Genomic DNA, 16,107 nt, shown 5'->3' on the forward strand with positions numbered 1-16,107 from the left:
TAATAATGTCCAATTCATCCAACCCCGCAAAAATCGTTATCGCTACACGGGAAAGTGTTCTTGCCTTGTGGCAGGCAAATTTCATCCGGGAGCGGTTGTCGAAATTATACCCACAAACCGAGTTCAACATATTCGGGATGACTACTCGTGGCGACCAGATACTTGATATATCCCTCTCCAAGATCGGCGGCAAGGGATTGTTCATTAAGGAACTGGAACAGGCGCTGGAGAATAACAGTGCAGATATTGCCGTACATTCGATGAAAGACGTACCGATGAATATGCCGGAAGGATTTGTGCTGGCCGCCATCGCCGAACGCGAAGATCCGCGTGATGCCTTTATTTCCAATCAGTACACCAGTCTCTCCGAGCTTCCTCCTGGCGGCGTGGTGGGGACTTCCAGCCTGCGGCGCGAAAGCCAGTTGCGCGCACACTTTCCGCATTTGCAGGTGCAGCCCCTGCGTGGCAACGTGCAGACCCGCTTGCGCAAGTTGGATGAAGGACAGTTTGCGGCGATTATTCTGGCCGCAGCAGGACTAAAACGACTGGGACTGGCCGATCGCATTACCGCACTATTGAGCCCTGAACTAAGTTTGCCGGCCGTGGGCCAGGGAGCGTTAGGAATTGAATGCCGGGCTGATCGAGCGGACTTGATCAAGCTTGTGCAGCCATTACATCATCCTGAAACCGCTCAGTGTGTGGAGGCTGAACGCGCCATGAGCCGGGTGCTGGGTGGGAGTTGTCAGGTACCGCTGGGTGGTTTTGCGGAAATCACTGCTGGAGTATTGCGGCTGCGCGGGTTTGTCGCGAGCCCCGATGGAACCCGCATGATAAGTAATGAATTAAGCGGCGAGCCTGACACGGGCACGGGCATGGGCGCACAACTGGCGCGAAATCTGAAGGAGCAAGGAGCGGCAGAAATTCTCGCGGCGCTGGAATCGACCATGGTTGCACCCGTGAGCCACCCGTGAGCAAGCCGCTGACCGGGATCAGTATCCTGGTCACGCGTCCGGCGCACCAGGCGGATGGTCTTGCCGCCAGGATTCGTTCTGCGGGGGGTAACCCGGTCTTATTTCCATTACTTGAAATCCTCGACATAGGGGACCAGCGGCCGTTACTGAATCTGATTGCGCGCCTCGACGAATTTGATCTGGCGATTTTTATCAGTCCCAACGCGGTCAACAAAGCGATGAGCCTGATCCGGGCAAAACGGTCATTGCCGCCAGCCCTGAAAGTCGCGGCGGTTGGCCAGGGAACCACCAGGGCGCTAGGAAATTTTGGCGTCTCTGAGGTGATCGCGCCAGCCTTACGTTTTGATAGCGAAGCGTTACTCGAAATGACCGAATTGCAACATGCTCAAGGCAAACGCGTCGTCATCTTTCGCGGAGACAGCGGCCGTGAGTTGCTGGGGAATAGCCTGCTGAAACGGGGTGCCATGCTGGAATATGCGGAATGTTATCGTCGTGTCAAGCCTGGTACCGATACTGCCCCGCTACTGCGAGCCGGGGCAAGAGGCGAGATAAATGCAATTACCATAACAAGTAGTGAAGGGCTACGTAATTTATTCGATATGGTTGGCGAGCAGGGTCTAATATGGCTCAGGAAAACACCGTTGTTCGTGTCCCATGAGCGCATAGCACAAACTGCAAGAAAACTCGGACTGGAGCAAGTCATTCTTACCGCTGCCGGAGATGAAGGGCTGCTGCAAGGCTTGTTAAATTACTTCCAGCCAGAAGCCAGCGTCGGCGATTGTCCTTCAAGAAAACCATGAGTGCGGAAACTCAACAGGCCGAGACCGATAAACCGCGGGGATTGCGCGAGGGAATGCCTAAGATATTGCCAAAGCGCATCAATCCTGTTTTGATTTTTATCCTGATTTTTACCCTCATTGTAGCGTGGCAGTGGTACGACACCCGTGATCAGATTGCGGGTTTGCAACTTGAGTTGGCAAAACGTCTGGCTGAGGCGAATACTTCGGGTAAAGAGTCGCGCAATCTTGCAACCGAAGCGACCGAGGCAGGGCGCCGTGCGGAAACAAAACTCAGTCTGCTCGAAGCCAAGTTGGCCGAATCGCAGAGTCAGCAACTCGCCCTGGAGGCGCTTTACCAGGAGCTGACACGTAATCGTGACGAGGTGACGCTGGAGGAAGTGGAGCAATTGCTGCTTATCGCCAGTCAACAGCTGCAGCTGGCAAGTAATGTCAAGGCCGCCCTGATCGCGATGCAAGAGGCCGATGCCCGCCTGCAACGTCTTGACCGCCCGCAGTTATCCCCCTTGCGTAAAATCCTGGCAAAAGACATGGATCTCCTGAAAGCAGCGCCATATGTCGATACCGTAGGAATCAGCCTGCGTCTGGATAATCTCGCTGCCGCATCCGAAACATTGCCATTGGCGATGGAGCTTCGTCCGCCGGAAACCGGCTCCTCCCTGGCTCAGGCTCCAGCAGTGGAAAATGCATGGCTCAAGTTTCTGCATGAAGCATGGGAGGACATAAAGCGGTTAGTGCGTATCCAGCGCATGGATAAGCCGGACGTTGCGCTGTTATCTCCCTCCCAGGCTTATTTTTTGCGTGAGAATTTAAAGTTGCGCTTATTGTCTGCCCGGCATGCGCTACTTGCCCGCGATGGGACCAGCTTCAAGGTTGATATCAACACCTCCCTTGACTGGATCAACCGGTATTACGACAGCAAATCGGAAGCGGTCGTCAATATGCTGGAAGTATTGCATCAATTGCAAGACAGTCAAATTGGCATCGAATTGCCCCGTATTTCTGCGAGCCTCGATGCGGTGCGTAATTATCGTCTTGCGCACGAACGGGGAAATAGATGATCCTGAACCCGGCGCTTGATCGCTTTTTTATCAGATTAGCATTATGATCCACAAAGATTTTCCACGTTACTTGACCTTCACTGACGTGATGAGTTCGCTGCCGGATTTAGGATGAAGTGGGTGCTCTGGCTACTGGCGTTGTTTGCCGTGGCGGTAGCGGTAACGCTTGCAACCCGATACAACACTGGTTATGTGCTGGTGGTGGCGCAGCCTTATCGTGTCGAGCTATCGCTCAATCTGCTGGCGGTTTTGCTGGTAGTGCTGGTTTTCATTGCCTATTTTGTAGTACGGCTGGCGATCATCGCCCTGCGACTGCCCACCGAGGTAAGCGAGTTCCGCTTGCGCCGGCGCCGCGAAAAAGCACGGGAGATGTTGCTGGATGGTCTCAAGGCCTTCCTTGAGGGCCGTTACGCCAAGGCGGAGAAAGCGTCCGCTGCCGCGCTGGAGCTGCGAGAGTCGCCCATGGCTGGTGCGATCAATGCCATGGTCGCCGCGCGTTCTGCGCATGAACTAAGAAAGTATTCCCAGCGTGATGAGTTTATTGCCATCGCGGAAAATATTGCGCCAGAAGAAGTAGTGCTACGCCTTATGACGCAAGCCGAACTACTGCTGGATGAACGCCGGCCGGGAGAAGCGCTGAAAATACTGCAATCCCTACGTACCACGGGTGCGCGTCAACACACTGCTGCACTGCGGCTGGAATTGAAAGCGCAGCAGGGGTCGAAAAACTGGGATGCGGTATTGGATCTGCTCCGGCAGCTGGAACAGCGTAATGCTTTCGATAAGGCGCTGATACAACAATTACGATGCAGCGCCCATGTCGAGAATCTCAAAAGCAGGATATTGAATCCGCACGCATTGAAAGAGTATTGGCAAACGATATCTTCGGTGGATAAGAAGGACAGCAAAGTGGCCGCTACCGCGGCCCGTGCGTGTACGGCGATAGGCGACTGTGTAACCGCTCATCAGATTATCGAGCAAAGTCTGGATAGACAATGGGATTCCGAATTGGTAGGGTTGTATGCGGAATGCCTGGAAACCGATACAATCAGGCAGATTGAGCGCGCCGAGGCATGGCTTGAGTCTCACCCTAATGACGCGTGTCTGCTGCTTGCTCTCGGCAAACTTTGCGTTCATTGCGAACTGTGGGGTAAAGCCCAGAATTATCTGGAAGCGAGCCTGTCGGTGGAACCCAGCCATCCAACCCATCTCATGCTGGCGCAATTAAATGAGAAGATCGGCAGGCCCGAGTTGGCAAAGAATCACTATAGTAAAGGATTGGAACTTGCGTTGAAGCGGCTGGAGCATATGGGATAAGTCCAGCGGAATACGAGCGAGCTAAAAACTTAGGATCCTGGTGTGCCTGTCGAAGCAGTGGAAGCGGTAAACGCATCGGAAAAAAATTCATCTTCCGGCAGGCCGCGCAGTCTGGTGAAATCCTCATGGGCGGCTTCGACCATTGCCGGCGCGCCGCAGGCGTATACCTGATATCCGGCGAGATCCTCGAAGTCTTGCAATACGGCTTGATGCACCAGGCCGGTTCTTCCGGGCCAGTTGTCCACCGGCAGTGCTTCCGATAGTACCGGGATAAAAGTAAAATTGTCGTGCTCCTGCTGCCAGCTTCCTGCCAGATTCGCCATATACAGATCGGCTTTTGTGCGATTGCCCCAGTAAAGTACCATTTGCCGTTCGCTGCCACGCAGATTCCGCACGTAGAAGGCGTGTTCAAGTATGCTTTTGACCGGTGCAAAGCCGGTACCGCTGGCCACGAATATAATCGGTTTGTCTGAATCTTCGCGCAGAAAGAATGTACCGAGCGGTCCTTCAAAACGAAGGATGTCCCGTTCCTTCATGTGTGTGAACACATGTTCGGCGAACGTGCCACCGAAATAGTTGCGGACATGCAGCTGCAGCAGTTCATCATCGTGAGGCGCATTAGCCAGCGAAAAACTCCGACGTTTTCCGTTTTTCATGAAAATATCGATATATTGCCCGGCGAGAAACTGTAATCGTTCGTTGGTGGGAAGCTTGAGGGAAATAACCATTACGTTAGGCGCGACGCGTTCCAGCTTATGTACGCGGCATGGCAGGGTTTTAACCTTAATATCCTTGATCGCCCCGATTTCGCGGCACTCGATTACCAGTTCCGACAACGGTACGGCGCAGCAAAACAATGCCATGCCCGCCCGCTTCTCTATTTCCGTCAACGTGTCTTCATTATGGCTGCCGAAATCGACTGTTCCCTGTATGATTTTGCCCTTGCAAGTGCCGCAGGCTCCGTTGCGGCAACCGTAGGGGAGCGGGAATCCTTCGCGTAGCGCGGCTTGTAGCACTGTTTCGCCAGGCTGGGCAGATAAAACGTGCCCGCTGGGGTTAATGGTTATCCGATGCGACATTCGGTTACGAGTGAGTCAAAAAAGATAAAAAATTACGGGCAGTAAATAAAATAAATACGATGAAACGAACACTTTTAATTGTGGGTTGCGGCGATATTGCCTTGCGCGCGGCGCCCTTGTTGCAGGCGCAATACCGGTTGCTGGGCCTTTGCCGGAAACCGGAAAATCGTGCCGCGTTGCGTTTGCAAGGCATTACACCCGTGTCCGGAGATCTCGACAACTCCGGCAGCCTCGGAAAGCTTGCGGGAATGGCGCATGCGGTACTGCATCTGGCACCCCCGCCTGATCATGGTGAACGAGATACCCGCACCGCGAATCTCCTGGCAGCATTGACAAAGCGGCCAAAGAGAAAGGGGGCAATGTTACCACAACGGCTTATTTACATCAGCACCAGCGGGGTGTATGGCGATTGCAATGGAGCCTGGGTGGATGAGACTCGATTGATCAATCCTCAAACCGGACGTGCATTGCGTCGTGTTGATGCGGAGAGGCAGGTTCGAAGCTGGGGTCTGCGCAATCATGCGAATGTCTCGATCTTGCGGGTACCCGGCATTTACGCATCGAACCGTCTTCCGCTTGGCCGTTTGCGCGACGCTTCCCCGGCACTATTGCCGGAAGAGGATAGTTATACCAACCACATCCATGCTGACGACCTTGCCCGCATTATTTTTGCCGCCTTGCGCCACGCGAAACCAGGCAGAATTTATCATGCCTGCGATGATTCGAACTTGAAAATGGGTGAATATTTTGATTTGATAGCGGATCGATTCGATCTGCCGAGACCACCGCGTATTGCCCGCGCCCAGGCCGAAGGCTTAATATCCCCCGGCATGTTATCGTTCATGCGGGAATCGCGGCGGCTCGCGAATACCCGCATAAAGCATGAATTGCATGTAAACCTGCGCTATCCCACCGTGGCCGGATGTATTACGAGCAGCGCAGCAATGGTTGCGGAAAGTAGGTAAAATTCCGCCTGCCGATTGATTCTAACGAAATCGTTTAATGATCACTGCCGGTAAAATTTTGCCCTGCCATGGAATTCATACTTATCATTACCCATTTGCCCGATAAAGAACGGGCCATGGCACTGGCTCACAGGCTGATAGAGGAGCGACTGGCAGCGTGCGTCAATGTGATGGCAGATTGTACTTCCGTGTACCACTGGCAGGGGAAAAACGAAACCGCCAGCGAGGTGCCAGTTCTCATCAAAACCCTGGCGCAGCATTACGCCCGGTTAGAGCAGTTGATAATGTCGATGCATCCTTACGAACTACCCGAAATCATTGCTGTCCCAGTAACGAATGGTTTGCCCGCTTATTTGAAGTGGATTGCCGACGAAACGTTGGTCTCAGATAAAAAATGAACGCTGCCAGGTTACCCGTGCGCTTGATCCGGTATATCTTATTATTGCTCTGTTTTTTCGGTATGAATACCTTCGCCGAAGAGAGGGCATCGTCCGGCTTCCTTTCGGGGTTGAAGCAACTCGGCGCAAACTTCGATCAGGACGAACAGGAATTATTGCCGCCGGATCAGGCTTTCAAGCTGACGGTCAGGGTGCGCGACGAGAATACGCTGGTGGCACAATTCGAGCCGGCAAAAAACTATTATCTTTATCGGGATAAGGTTGCGTTCAAACCGCAAGATGCTGAAACTTCAATCGAGAAAATCTCGCTGCCTCAGGGAGCCGTAAAAAGCGATTTGACTTTCGGCCAGGTGGAGGTTTTTCATAAGCCGTTCGAAGCAGTAATTTCGTTGAAGCGGGGTGCGGCCTCAACCAATAAATTAACCCTTGTCGCCACTTATCAGGGCTGTAATGAACCTATAGGTGTCTGTTATGCGCCTATCAATAAAGTAATCGAACTGACGCTCCCTGTCGCAAAGGCGGCGGTAGGAGCCGTCGCCAGCGCGGTAAGCAATGACGCGGTGGCGGCAGCCCCTTTTTCGGCTGCAAAACCCGACGCCGCTGCGGACCTGTTTGCGTCCCCGGATCGATCCCCCGCGATTGAGACCGAATCTCTCAAAATAGAGCGAATGTTCGAAAGCGGCAACTTCTGGCTGATTCTGACCGGTTTTTTCGGCATCGGCCTGCTTCTGTCATTCACGCCTTGCGTCTTTCCGATGTTCCCCATTCTGTCGGGTATTATCGCCAAGCAGGGTGAGCACATTACCAAGACCCGCGGGTTCATTTTATCGCTAGCCTATGTCATGGGGATGGCGATCACTTATGCTGCCGCAGGTGTCGCAGCCGGACTTTCCGGTGCGATGCTGTCAGCGGCTTTGCAAAATGCCTGGGTACTGGGCACCTTTGCGCTGGTCTTTATAACACTGGCTTTTTCCATGTTCGGTTTCTACGAACTGCAATTACCTACTTCGCTTCAAAGCAAACTTTCCGTGGAGGCGGGGCATCTAAAGGGGGGGCAACTGACGGGTGTATTTGGTATGGGAGCGCTGTCCGCATTAATTGTCGGACCGTGTGTAGCCGCTCCGTTGGCCGGAGCGCTGCTTTACATCAGCCAGACCCGGGACGTGATGCTGGGTGGTTCGGCGTTATTCGTCATGGCCTTGGGTATGGGTGTGCCGCTGTTGCTGCTGGGGGCATCCGCCGGGGCCCTGTTGCCCAAAGCGGGGCCTTGGATGGAGTCAGTCAAACAATTTTTTGGCGTATTATTGCTGGGGGTGGCCATATGGCTGATATCGCCAGTCATTCCGGCGGTTGCGCATATGCTATTGTGGTCGGCGCTATTGATTGTCTCGGCCATTTATTTGCATGCCGTTGATCCGCTACGGCCCGATGCTTCGGGTTTTCGGAAGTTTCTGAAAGGCCTGGGCATGATCGCGCTGCTGACCGGTGTTGCCCTGCTGGTAGGTGTTTTATCTGGCAGCCGCGACATTTTGCAACCTCTCTCAAAATTGAATGTTTCGAATGTTGATGGGGGTGGAACGAAGAAGAGCATGGTGCAAACCGAGCATTTGCCATTCCAGCGTGTGAAATCGGTAGCGGAGCTTGAACAGCATATCCTCCGGGCGCGGGATAAGTATGTGATGCTGGATTTTTACGCCGACTGGTGCATTTCATGCAAAGAAATGGAGCGCTTCACATTTACCGATGAGAGAGTGCAGTCCCGGCTAAAAGATGTGGTATTGCTGCAGGTTGATGTCACCGCCGGTACATCTGATGATACGGCGCTGCTTAAACGTTTTAAGCTATTCGGCCCTCCCGGTATCCTCTTTATCGATCGTCAGGGACGTGAAATTTCACGCATCAGGCTTATTGGATATCAGGACACAGAAAGTTTTCTCTCGGTGCTCAATGCAGTATTGATTTAGGGTCGATGGTTAGAGACGCCATGGCGCCCGTCAGCCGACCGTTCGTTTCTTATGTTTAGTACTATGATCAACCAGACTTTTTGCATTACTTGGTCTTCACCTCTATGGTGAATTCGCTACCACTACCGGATTTAGGTTAAATGACGAAATCACAGCAGGTGATCATGTACATGGGTGTTGCAATAATGGCAGTGACGGCCGGTTTATTGTTGCGTGCGCAGCTAACCAGTAACCCTCAATCTGCTGAAAATGGCGGAGCCGAGACATTATTCGCGGCGAGCTTGCCCGACCTGCAAGGCAAGAATCAATCTATCTCACAATGGCGTGGCAACGTTATGGTGATCAATTTCTGGGCGACCTGGTGCGAACCGTGCCGTGACGAAATTCCTGAGTTCATTGAACTCCAGGAAAGATTCCGCGCTAAGGGATTGGTATTTATCGGTATTGCTGTGGATCAGCAAGAAAGAACAGCCGCTTTCAGTAAGGAGATTGGCATCAATTATCCGGTGTTGGTGGGTGATATGAGAGCCCTCGATCTGGCTGGCGCGGCAGGAAATCGCCAGGGAGCACTGCCTTTTACCGTCGTTATCGACCGCGGCGGAAATATCATCGGCACTAAATTGGGCCGCCTCAGTCACAGCAAGCTTGAGTCCATGATCAAGCCGCTGTTGTAAAGATAAAGCTGGTTGCAAAATTATCGGGTTTTATAGCCGCGCGCTTTCACTACCTTCCATGAGTATTCCAGCGTATTATCCGATGGAATCAGCATCGAAAGTGCGCCTTTGCCAAGCGGTTGCACGGTTAATTTAATATTATATTCCTTGCCGTTTACAGATGCCTCAGCCCCTTTCGTTGGGGCTACGGGTGCGATAAGAACGGTAACTTGGGTGACCGTATAATCACCGTTGCCATTGTAAATGCTGCCGCTGAAGGCGCCATAACCAAAGCCGGCATGGGTGACGAGCTTACTGAAAGCATCGGCCGGGAGGTCGGTTTCGGTGAGCTCGCTCTCCGGCGACTCCTCGCGGCAAGCGCGCATGGCGATGGCGGCAGCGCGATCGCTGGTTATTCCCTTCATGGATTCCCGAATACACAGATCGTAACCGCCTGGATCAGGAAAGTTCCCGGCAGGTAGATTCGTTGATACCAGAAGCATCAACAGAGTCCCTCCCCGAAGAGTCAGAGTGATGCGGGGATTTTTATTTGTATTTTTCGATGAGAGCAGGAGCTGTGGATACATATGAACTCATAAAGTTTACCCTTTTTAAATTCTCAGATACCAGTCCTATTGGGATACTTCTCCGCGACAGTCGAGCTGTACGAACTAAGCCTCACACTGGCGGAAATGGATGAAGCCAGGGTTATAAGTTTACTCAATAAGTAAAAAGAGAGAGGAAGAATAAACTTCCTCTCTCTTTGAAAACTCCGGTGAAAGCAATGTTCAAAAATTCATAAGCAGGTTAACCGATAAAACATGTCCCATATAATTGGCCCCTCGCCGGATAATGTATTGATTCATATAACCCACCTCGCCTGTAATTTGCTTAGTGAAGGCATAGCCAAGCCCCGTAAAGAACCGGTTTTGATCAAAACCTCTCCGCGGAACCCAATCGGTATCGTTAAGGCTCACGAAAGCTTCATCCTGGATTATGTAGCTGAAGCCTGGCGCAAAGGAGAGGGGGATCGATGCTTTTATCAATTGCCGATAACGTGCAGCCATCGTCGAATTTGCGGGCGATGGATCCCCTGGGTTGGACGCTGTCCCTATATGGTCGGGAACAAAACGTTCTTCCAGGCGGCCGCGGGCGGTAAGTCTTCCCCATGAAAATTTATCGCTCCATAGCACTTGTTGCCAGACGCGGTGCTCATCGTACGTATTCTTGACATACGGAGTTGTAGTCGGTGTCCATGCGTACCCTACCCATATACTGGTAGTTTCGGTAAGCTGGTACCCTACGCCAGGACGTACGATTGCCTGGGAAAATTTCGATGCATCGTCGGCAAAGCGTCCCTGTCCTTCAGCCCACCATTTGACTTTTGCCAAGGTCGGGTTGTTTGGATTGAAAGCGCCAAAATTTCCCGTAGCCGTGATGTTTCCCCATACTGCAAAATCCGACACATCATCCGCAAACTGTTGAGCCGTAGCTGGACCTGAAAGTACTAGGCCTGATAGCACTAATGCCGTTGAGATACGTATTTTATTCAGCACCTGATTCTCCCCTTCTCTATTTGATATCAAAAAAATTTCATTAAAAGGATGGGAGTTTTAAGCTCCCGTTACTCCGCCAACGCCTCATGCTGTTTCCGGCGCCTGTATCTTTACTTAAAAATGACACGAATGAATTCATGCTGGAAAACTAACATAATACATGTCAAGAAAACATCGTGTGGATGTGGGAATTTTGTGAAGATGACCCTATCGCTTCTCGCGTACTCAAAGTACTTGTTTTAATGAATAAGAAGCGTCCTGCTTGATTTGGTCGTAATTTGAAGCTCAACCCGGAATGACTTGAGCAACGGTATTTATTCTACTTTAATCAAGGACCGGTTGTGAAGATCGTATGTTTACGGTTAGCTGCCTTTGTTTGCCTACACAGCAATCGCCCGGTAAAGATTGTAAAGGCTGGTGATGATGATCAATGTTCCCACCAGTATTAATAACGTTCGTGCGTGAAGTTTCTTGCATAGCACCGCTGCGAACGGTGCGGCAAAGAGTCCTCCAAATACCAGGCCCACGATGATGGGCCATGTGGTGGTCTCCATCAACAATGTAAAGACCGCTGCGCTCGTTAATGTCAGGAAGAATTCCGCGAAATTGACCGAGCCGATGGTGGTCCGCGGATCGTTACCCGAACTCACCAGAGTTGACGTTACTACAGGTCCCCAGCCGCCTCCGCCAGCGGCGTCGACGAATCCCCCAAATAACGCGAGCTTTCCCACATGCCTTGGGGCGTGCGTGCGTAGACGCAGCGGCCGAAATGCTTTGCTGAGGATATATATTCCCAATAGTAATAGATAAACGGAGATATAGGGCTTGAACATGGCGCCGTCGATCTGGGTCACCAGAATAGCCCCTAATATCCCGCCCAGAATACCCGGTACCAGCAAGCGTATAAACAGCTGTTTATTCACATTGCCGAATCTGGCGTGGGCGAGGCCCGAAACTCCGGTTGTGAATATCTCCGCAATGTGAACGCTGGCACTTGCCGCCCCCGGGCTGGCGCCCGTTGCCAGCAGAAATGTGGTCGCCGTAACGCCATAGGCCATGCCCAAGGCACCATCTACAACTTGCGCAAGAAATCCAACCGTTACCGCGCTCCAGAAGATGCTTCCACCAAGCGTCTCGCCGATAATTTGCCAGCCACCCAACCAATTATTGGAAAGAAAAAAGCGGCCTGTCAAAAACAGTATCAGCGCCATTAATACCAGAACGATGAACCACATTGCGGTGCGGAGAAGCGGGTGCGTTCCCGCAGGATGGGAGATGGGTTCTTCAACCGGGGGAAGCCCCAGCTGCTCATGTTCCAGATTGATAGGATTTTGTGTCAGATCCAGGTTGCGAATTTTCATAGACCGCGTTTCGTCCTCATTTATTTGCGGGGAACTATACCGGCAGGCGAAAACAAATCGAAATAACCTAATAGAATATGCTTATTCTTTTTGATTAAGGGAGATTCCGGGAAGAGCAAACACGCATGTGGTATTTCACGCGAATGAGTTCCCAGCAAGTTTTGTATAAAACTAATAATTCTGAATCCGGCGTTCACCGTTCATTTTTCAGTTTGGTGTATGATCCAGAAAGATTTTTACGTCACTTGGCTTCATTTCTTTGGTGAGTTCGCTACCGCCGGATTTAGGCTAATCCGGACAAATCAGGGGGACCGTCATGCCGCTCGCCGACATCATACTGATCATTCATTTTGGGTTTGTAATGTTCGTTGTTGGCAGCTTGCCATTAATCTGGATCGGCGCGTGGATGGGGTGGGGTTTTGTGCGAAATCTTCGATTTCGGCTTGCGCATCTGGCAGCTATCCTGTTTGTCGTTGGCGAATCCCTCATTGGTATGGCGTGTCCGCTTACCTTATGGGAAGATTCGTTGCGTCGCGCGGAAACCGGTGATAATTTCATTCAGCGGTGGCTGCATCGCATCCTCTTCTACGATGTTCCGGAGTGGGTGCTGACGACCGTCTATGTGCTATTTGCGCTTCTGGTCGCAATTACTTTCAGGCTATTTCCACCGCGTCATCGCAAGTCCTGGTCCTCCTCTTCGATCTGATTCCTTTCTTGGTCATTGACCCATTCTCCCGCTGCGCGTAAAGTTGAAAGGTGAAGTTCCTATCCCTGCACGCTGCCCAATCACTCATTCCAACAAGAAAATTGCACGACCATGACTTCATTTCTCCGTCGCTTCGCTTCCAACAAACGTTTGAGAATGGGTTTAGGTGTCCTGGCCGCGATCATCATTCTCTTCGGGTTGCTTGGTTATTTGTGGCTGCCGGGTTACGCCAAGACCAAACTTGAAACGCTGCTGTCAGAGACTGTCCAGCGGCCCGTGACGGTACAGTCAATTGATATTCAGCCCTATACACTGGAACTGACGGTACGTGGTTTCCGTGTGGGTGAAAAAGAGGCGAGTGTTGACGCCGGCAAAGCCTTGTTGTCCATCGACGAACTGTATACCAACCTTAGCATCGCCTCTATCGCCCGGCGGGCTCCGGTGATCAGTTCTTTGTCGGTGAAGGGACCCGCGGTGCGTATCATCCGTGAAGGCGAGCAACGTTTCAATATCACGGACTTGATAGAAGATCTCAAGAAACGTCCAGACGATGGCGGTAAGTCGATGTTTTCAGTGAGTAACATCACCATTGAAGGTGGTCGTTTCGAATTCGTCGACCGGGTCAAGAATAGCCATCAGGAAATTTCCGAAATCCGTGTGGGGATACCGTTCGTTGCTAATTTTGAAAGCGATGAGAAAACCTGGGTCGAGCCGCATTTCAGCGCCCGGATCAATGGCGCGCCGCTTGCTCTCAACGGCAAGGTGCGTCCGTTTACCAAGAATCGCGAAGCGACACTTGAACTCAAGCTCAATGATATCGATCTGACCCGGATCGACGAGTATTCGCCGATCCCGGTGGGTATCAGCCTGCTTTCGGGACGTTTTGACAGTGATCTGTTACTGACATTTTCCCAGGTGGATGGTGAACCGCCAAGCATGGTTCTGACAGGCAACGCTGCACTGCGCAAGTTCGAGATCGAAAATCAGACGGTGGAAGTCCCCTATGCCGCAAAATTCGACCGGCTCGACGTCAAATTGACTGAGATCAATTTGAATGGCCAGAAGCCCTCGCTGGCCGGACTGGTTCTGGCGGATGCGGCAATGATCCGCAAGAGTGATTCGGAGGCGGTACTGAGCCTGCCGAAACTAAGCGTGGAAGACGCTGTGATCGATCCCGCGCAGCAAAGCGCCGTGGTCGGCACGGTAACATTCGACCGGTTTAAAGCGTCAGTGCGCCGCGAAGCCGATAGCCGTCTTGATCTGGTTAAATTTTTTGCGCCGACTCCCGAGAAGATCGTACCGGTACCGGCAGCGACACCTATCGAGGCGAAGGCCGCCAGCAAGCCATGGGTAGCCCGACTTGGAACACTGAAGCTGGTGGCCGCCGCATTGCGTTTTGAAGACAGTACACTGACAAAAGTTGCACCAATGGTGGTAGATCCGCTGGATTTAACCGTGGACGATATTGATCTCACCGGCGCCAAGCCACTGAAGCTGGTGCTAAAAGCCTTGGTAAATCAGAAGGGCAGTCTTGAAACAAATGGCTCCCTGGCCTGGGCACCGCTGGCGATTGATCTCGCTGTAGATGCCAAGGACATAGATCTTGTCGCGCTGCAGGGTTGGGCCGGTGACCGGTTCAATGCCCTGCTCACGCGTGGCGCCGCATCCTTCCAGGGCAAGGTCAAGATGGACGGGTCGCCCTTGAAAGTGGCGTTGAACGGCGACACCCGATTTACGAACTTTAGCGTTCTCGACAAGGTAACTGCGACGAATCTTATGCGCTGGCGAAGTCTTGACATTAGCGGCATCGAGTTTGTCAACGAACCGATGCGCGTCAACATCAATTCGGTCGCGATTGCTGATTTCTTTGCCTTTGTCATACTTACCCCGGAAGGCAAACTCAATCTCCAGGATATCGTTCCGCAAGACAATGAGGGAGGACCACCCGCGAAAACCGCATCGGCTGCTCCATCCGGCGCCGCCCAGAAAACCACTTCCGCTGCTCCAATTTCTTCTCCGGCGCCGGCAGCTAAACCCATGTCTGCTCGTATCGGCCAAGTAATGATGCAGGGTGGGAATATTATTTTCAACGATCAATTCATCAAGCCCAATTATCGAGCAAATTTGACGGGTCTTGCCGGGCGCGTGGGGCCACTGGATCCGAAAAAGCCGGGAGAAATTGATATTCGCGGGGCGGTGGACAAGACCGCTCCGCTGAAAATTGCCGGCAAGATCGATACGTTAAGCAGCGAGCTCTACCTTGACATCACCGCGAGCGCAAAGGGCATCGATATGCCGACGTTCAGTCCATATTCGGGCAAGTACGTCGGTTATGCCATCGAGAAGGGCAAGTTATCGGTCGATATTCATTATCACGTTGAAAAAGGTGAGCTGAGGGCCGAGAACAATATTTTTCTTGACCAGTTGACTCTGGGCGAAAAAATTGAAAGTCCGGACGCACTGTCGATCCCGATAAACCTTGCTTTGGCATTGCTAAAGAACAGGCATGGTGAAATCGATGTCCATCTGCCGATCAGCGGTTCCATCAACGACCCGCAATTCAGTATTGGCGGACTTATTATCAAGGTGATCCTTAACCTGCTGACGAAGGCGGCTACCGCGCCTTTTGCATTATTGGGTTCACTCCTCGGCGATGGTGAAGAGTTGTCGACGATAGACTATTCATCCGGCAGGGCACAAATTACACCCGAAGCCGAAAAACGCCTTCAGGCATTATCCAAGGCGCTCACGGACCGGCCGGCGCTCAAGCTCGAGATTACGGGCAGGGCTGACCCGGAACACGATCCTGAAGGGTTGAAGCGCACGATACTTGAGCGCAAGGTAAAAGCCCAAAAGCTGTCGGAAAATGTAAAAAAAGGTGAGGCGAGTGGCTCGCTGGAAGATATCGAACTGAAACCTGAGGAATATGCCAAATATCTGACACTTGCTTACAAAGATGAAAAATTCGCTAAACCAAAAAATGTGGTGGGCCTAACGAAAAGCCTGCCGGTGCCGGAAATGGAGCAATTGATGCTGGCCAACATCAATGCCGGTGACAGCGAAATGCGAGATCTTGCCGGGCGTCGTGCCTTGGCCGCACAGGTTTGGCTGGTCGAGCAGGGTGGTGTGCCCGCTGAGCGCATGTTTATACTGGAGCCCAAAGTCGAGGCTGAAGCCGGCGGCAAGAAATCCGGTAGCCGCGTGGAATTCTCGCTCAGGTAGAGATTCTTTTGACTTTGAGGAGATATCCGGGCATCGTTCGGAAACCTCCTAAGGCTC

The 16,107-nt window shown here is 52.2% G+C and carries 14 protein-coding genes; 10 read left to right on the plus strand and 4 right to left on the minus strand.

From position 1 onward, the window contains the following. Nucleotides 1–5: 5 nt before the first annotated feature. From hemC to BLO43_RS13165, 4 genes are all read left to right on the plus strand, one after another. Entirely contained in the window at nt 6–971 is a 966-nt protein-coding gene (gene hemC / locus BLO43_RS13150) for a hydroxymethylbilane synthase (protein WP_090907440.1), read from the plus strand. Beyond that, nucleotides 968–1,771: a uroporphyrinogen-III synthase gene (locus BLO43_RS13155; protein ID WP_090907441.1), complete on the plus strand. Its 804-nt coding sequence runs from the start codon at nt 968–970 to the stop codon at nt 1,769–1,771. Before hemC ends, BLO43_RS13155 begins: the two co-directional genes overlap by 4 nt. After that, nucleotides 1,768–2,829: a uroporphyrinogen-III C-methyltransferase gene (locus tag BLO43_RS13160; RefSeq protein WP_254773467.1), complete on the plus strand. Its 1,062-nt coding sequence runs from the start codon at nt 1,768–1,770 to the stop codon at nt 2,827–2,829. Before BLO43_RS13155 ends, BLO43_RS13160 begins: the two co-directional genes overlap by 4 nt. A gap of 111 nt (nt 2,830–2,940) precedes the next feature. Next, on the plus strand, nt 2,941–4,146 hold the full coding sequence (locus BLO43_RS13165) for a heme biosynthesis HemY N-terminal domain-containing protein (protein WP_090907443.1): 1,206 nt from the start codon (nt 2,941–2,943) through the stop codon (nt 4,144–4,146). A gap of 29 nt (nt 4,147–4,175) precedes the next feature. Here the strand turns inward: BLO43_RS13165 and BLO43_RS13170 are convergent, their stop codons facing one another. Then, nucleotides 4,176–5,225 (minus strand): CDP-6-deoxy-delta-3,4-glucoseen reductase, encoded by a 1,050-nt coding sequence (locus tag BLO43_RS13170; RefSeq protein ID WP_090907444.1) that lies wholly within the window; start codon nt 5,223–5,225, stop codon nt 4,176–4,178. A 59-nt stretch (nt 5,226–5,284) separates the two neighbouring features. Between BLO43_RS13170 and BLO43_RS13175 the strand changes: the two genes are divergently transcribed. The 4 genes from BLO43_RS13175 to BLO43_RS13190 all read left to right on the plus strand — a co-directional run bounded on the left by BLO43_RS13175 (nt 5,285) and on the right by BLO43_RS13190 (nt 9,226). After that, nucleotides 5,285–6,190, plus strand: coding sequence for an SDR family oxidoreductase (locus tag BLO43_RS13175; RefSeq protein ID WP_090907445.1), 906 nt, complete (start codon nt 5,285–5,287; stop codon nt 6,188–6,190). A 68-nt stretch (nt 6,191–6,258) separates the two neighbouring features. After that, nucleotides 6,259–6,588, plus strand: coding sequence for a divalent-cation tolerance protein CutA (gene cutA, locus BLO43_RS13180; protein WP_090907446.1), 330 nt, complete (start codon nt 6,259–6,261; stop codon nt 6,586–6,588). Then, nucleotides 6,585–8,552 carry a protein-disulfide reductase DsbD gene (gene dsbD / locus BLO43_RS13185; protein WP_175443960.1) on the plus strand — a complete coding sequence of 656 codons (1,968 nt, stop codon included), beginning with the start codon at nt 6,585–6,587 and terminating at the stop codon, nt 8,550–8,552. Before cutA ends, dsbD begins: the two co-directional genes overlap by 4 nt. A 140-nt stretch (nt 8,553–8,692) precedes the next feature. After that, nucleotides 8,693–9,226 carry a TlpA family protein disulfide reductase gene (locus BLO43_RS13190; RefSeq protein ID WP_090907447.1) on the plus strand — a complete coding sequence of 178 codons (534 nt, stop codon included), beginning with the start codon at nt 8,693–8,695 and terminating at the stop codon, nt 9,224–9,226. A 20-nt stretch (nt 9,227–9,246) separates the two neighbouring features. Here the strand turns inward: BLO43_RS13190 and BLO43_RS13195 are convergent, their stop codons facing one another. The 3 genes from BLO43_RS13195 to BLO43_RS13205 form a co-directional block, all read right to left on the minus strand. Further along, nucleotides 9,247–9,708 (minus strand): hypothetical protein, encoded by a 462-nt coding sequence (locus BLO43_RS13195; protein WP_139149280.1) that lies wholly within the window; start codon nt 9,706–9,708, stop codon nt 9,247–9,249. A gap of 285 nt (nt 9,709–9,993) precedes the next feature. Further along, a complete protein-coding gene (locus BLO43_RS13200) occupies nt 9,994–10,761 on the minus strand; it encodes a DUF2490 domain-containing protein (protein ID WP_090907472.1) in 768 nt (255 codons plus the stop codon). Nucleotides 10,762–11,141: 380 nt separating this feature from the next. Further along, nucleotides 11,142–12,122: a sulfite exporter TauE/SafE family protein gene (locus BLO43_RS13205; RefSeq protein WP_090907449.1), complete on the minus strand. Its 981-nt coding sequence runs from the start codon at nt 12,120–12,122 to the stop codon at nt 11,142–11,144. Nucleotides 12,123–12,438: 316 nt separating this feature from the next. Here BLO43_RS13205 and BLO43_RS13210 point away from each other — a divergent pair, with 316 nt between their 5' ends. Both BLO43_RS13210 and BLO43_RS13215 read left to right on the plus strand, forming a co-directional pair. Then, nucleotides 12,439–12,828, plus strand: coding sequence for a DUF2784 domain-containing protein (locus tag BLO43_RS13210; RefSeq protein WP_090907450.1), 390 nt, complete (start codon nt 12,439–12,441; stop codon nt 12,826–12,828). Nucleotides 12,829–12,939: 111 nt separating this feature from the next. Further along, nucleotides 12,940–16,050 carry a DUF748 domain-containing protein gene (locus BLO43_RS13215; protein ID WP_090907451.1) on the plus strand — a complete coding sequence of 1,037 codons (3,111 nt, stop codon included), beginning with the start codon at nt 12,940–12,942 and terminating at the stop codon, nt 16,048–16,050. Nucleotides 16,051–16,107 lie beyond the last annotated feature (57 nt).

The organism is Nitrosospira sp. Nsp13 (assembly GCF_900101945.1).
GTDB lineage: Bacteria > Pseudomonadota > Gammaproteobacteria > Burkholderiales > Nitrosomonadaceae > Nitrosospira > Nitrosospira multiformis_D.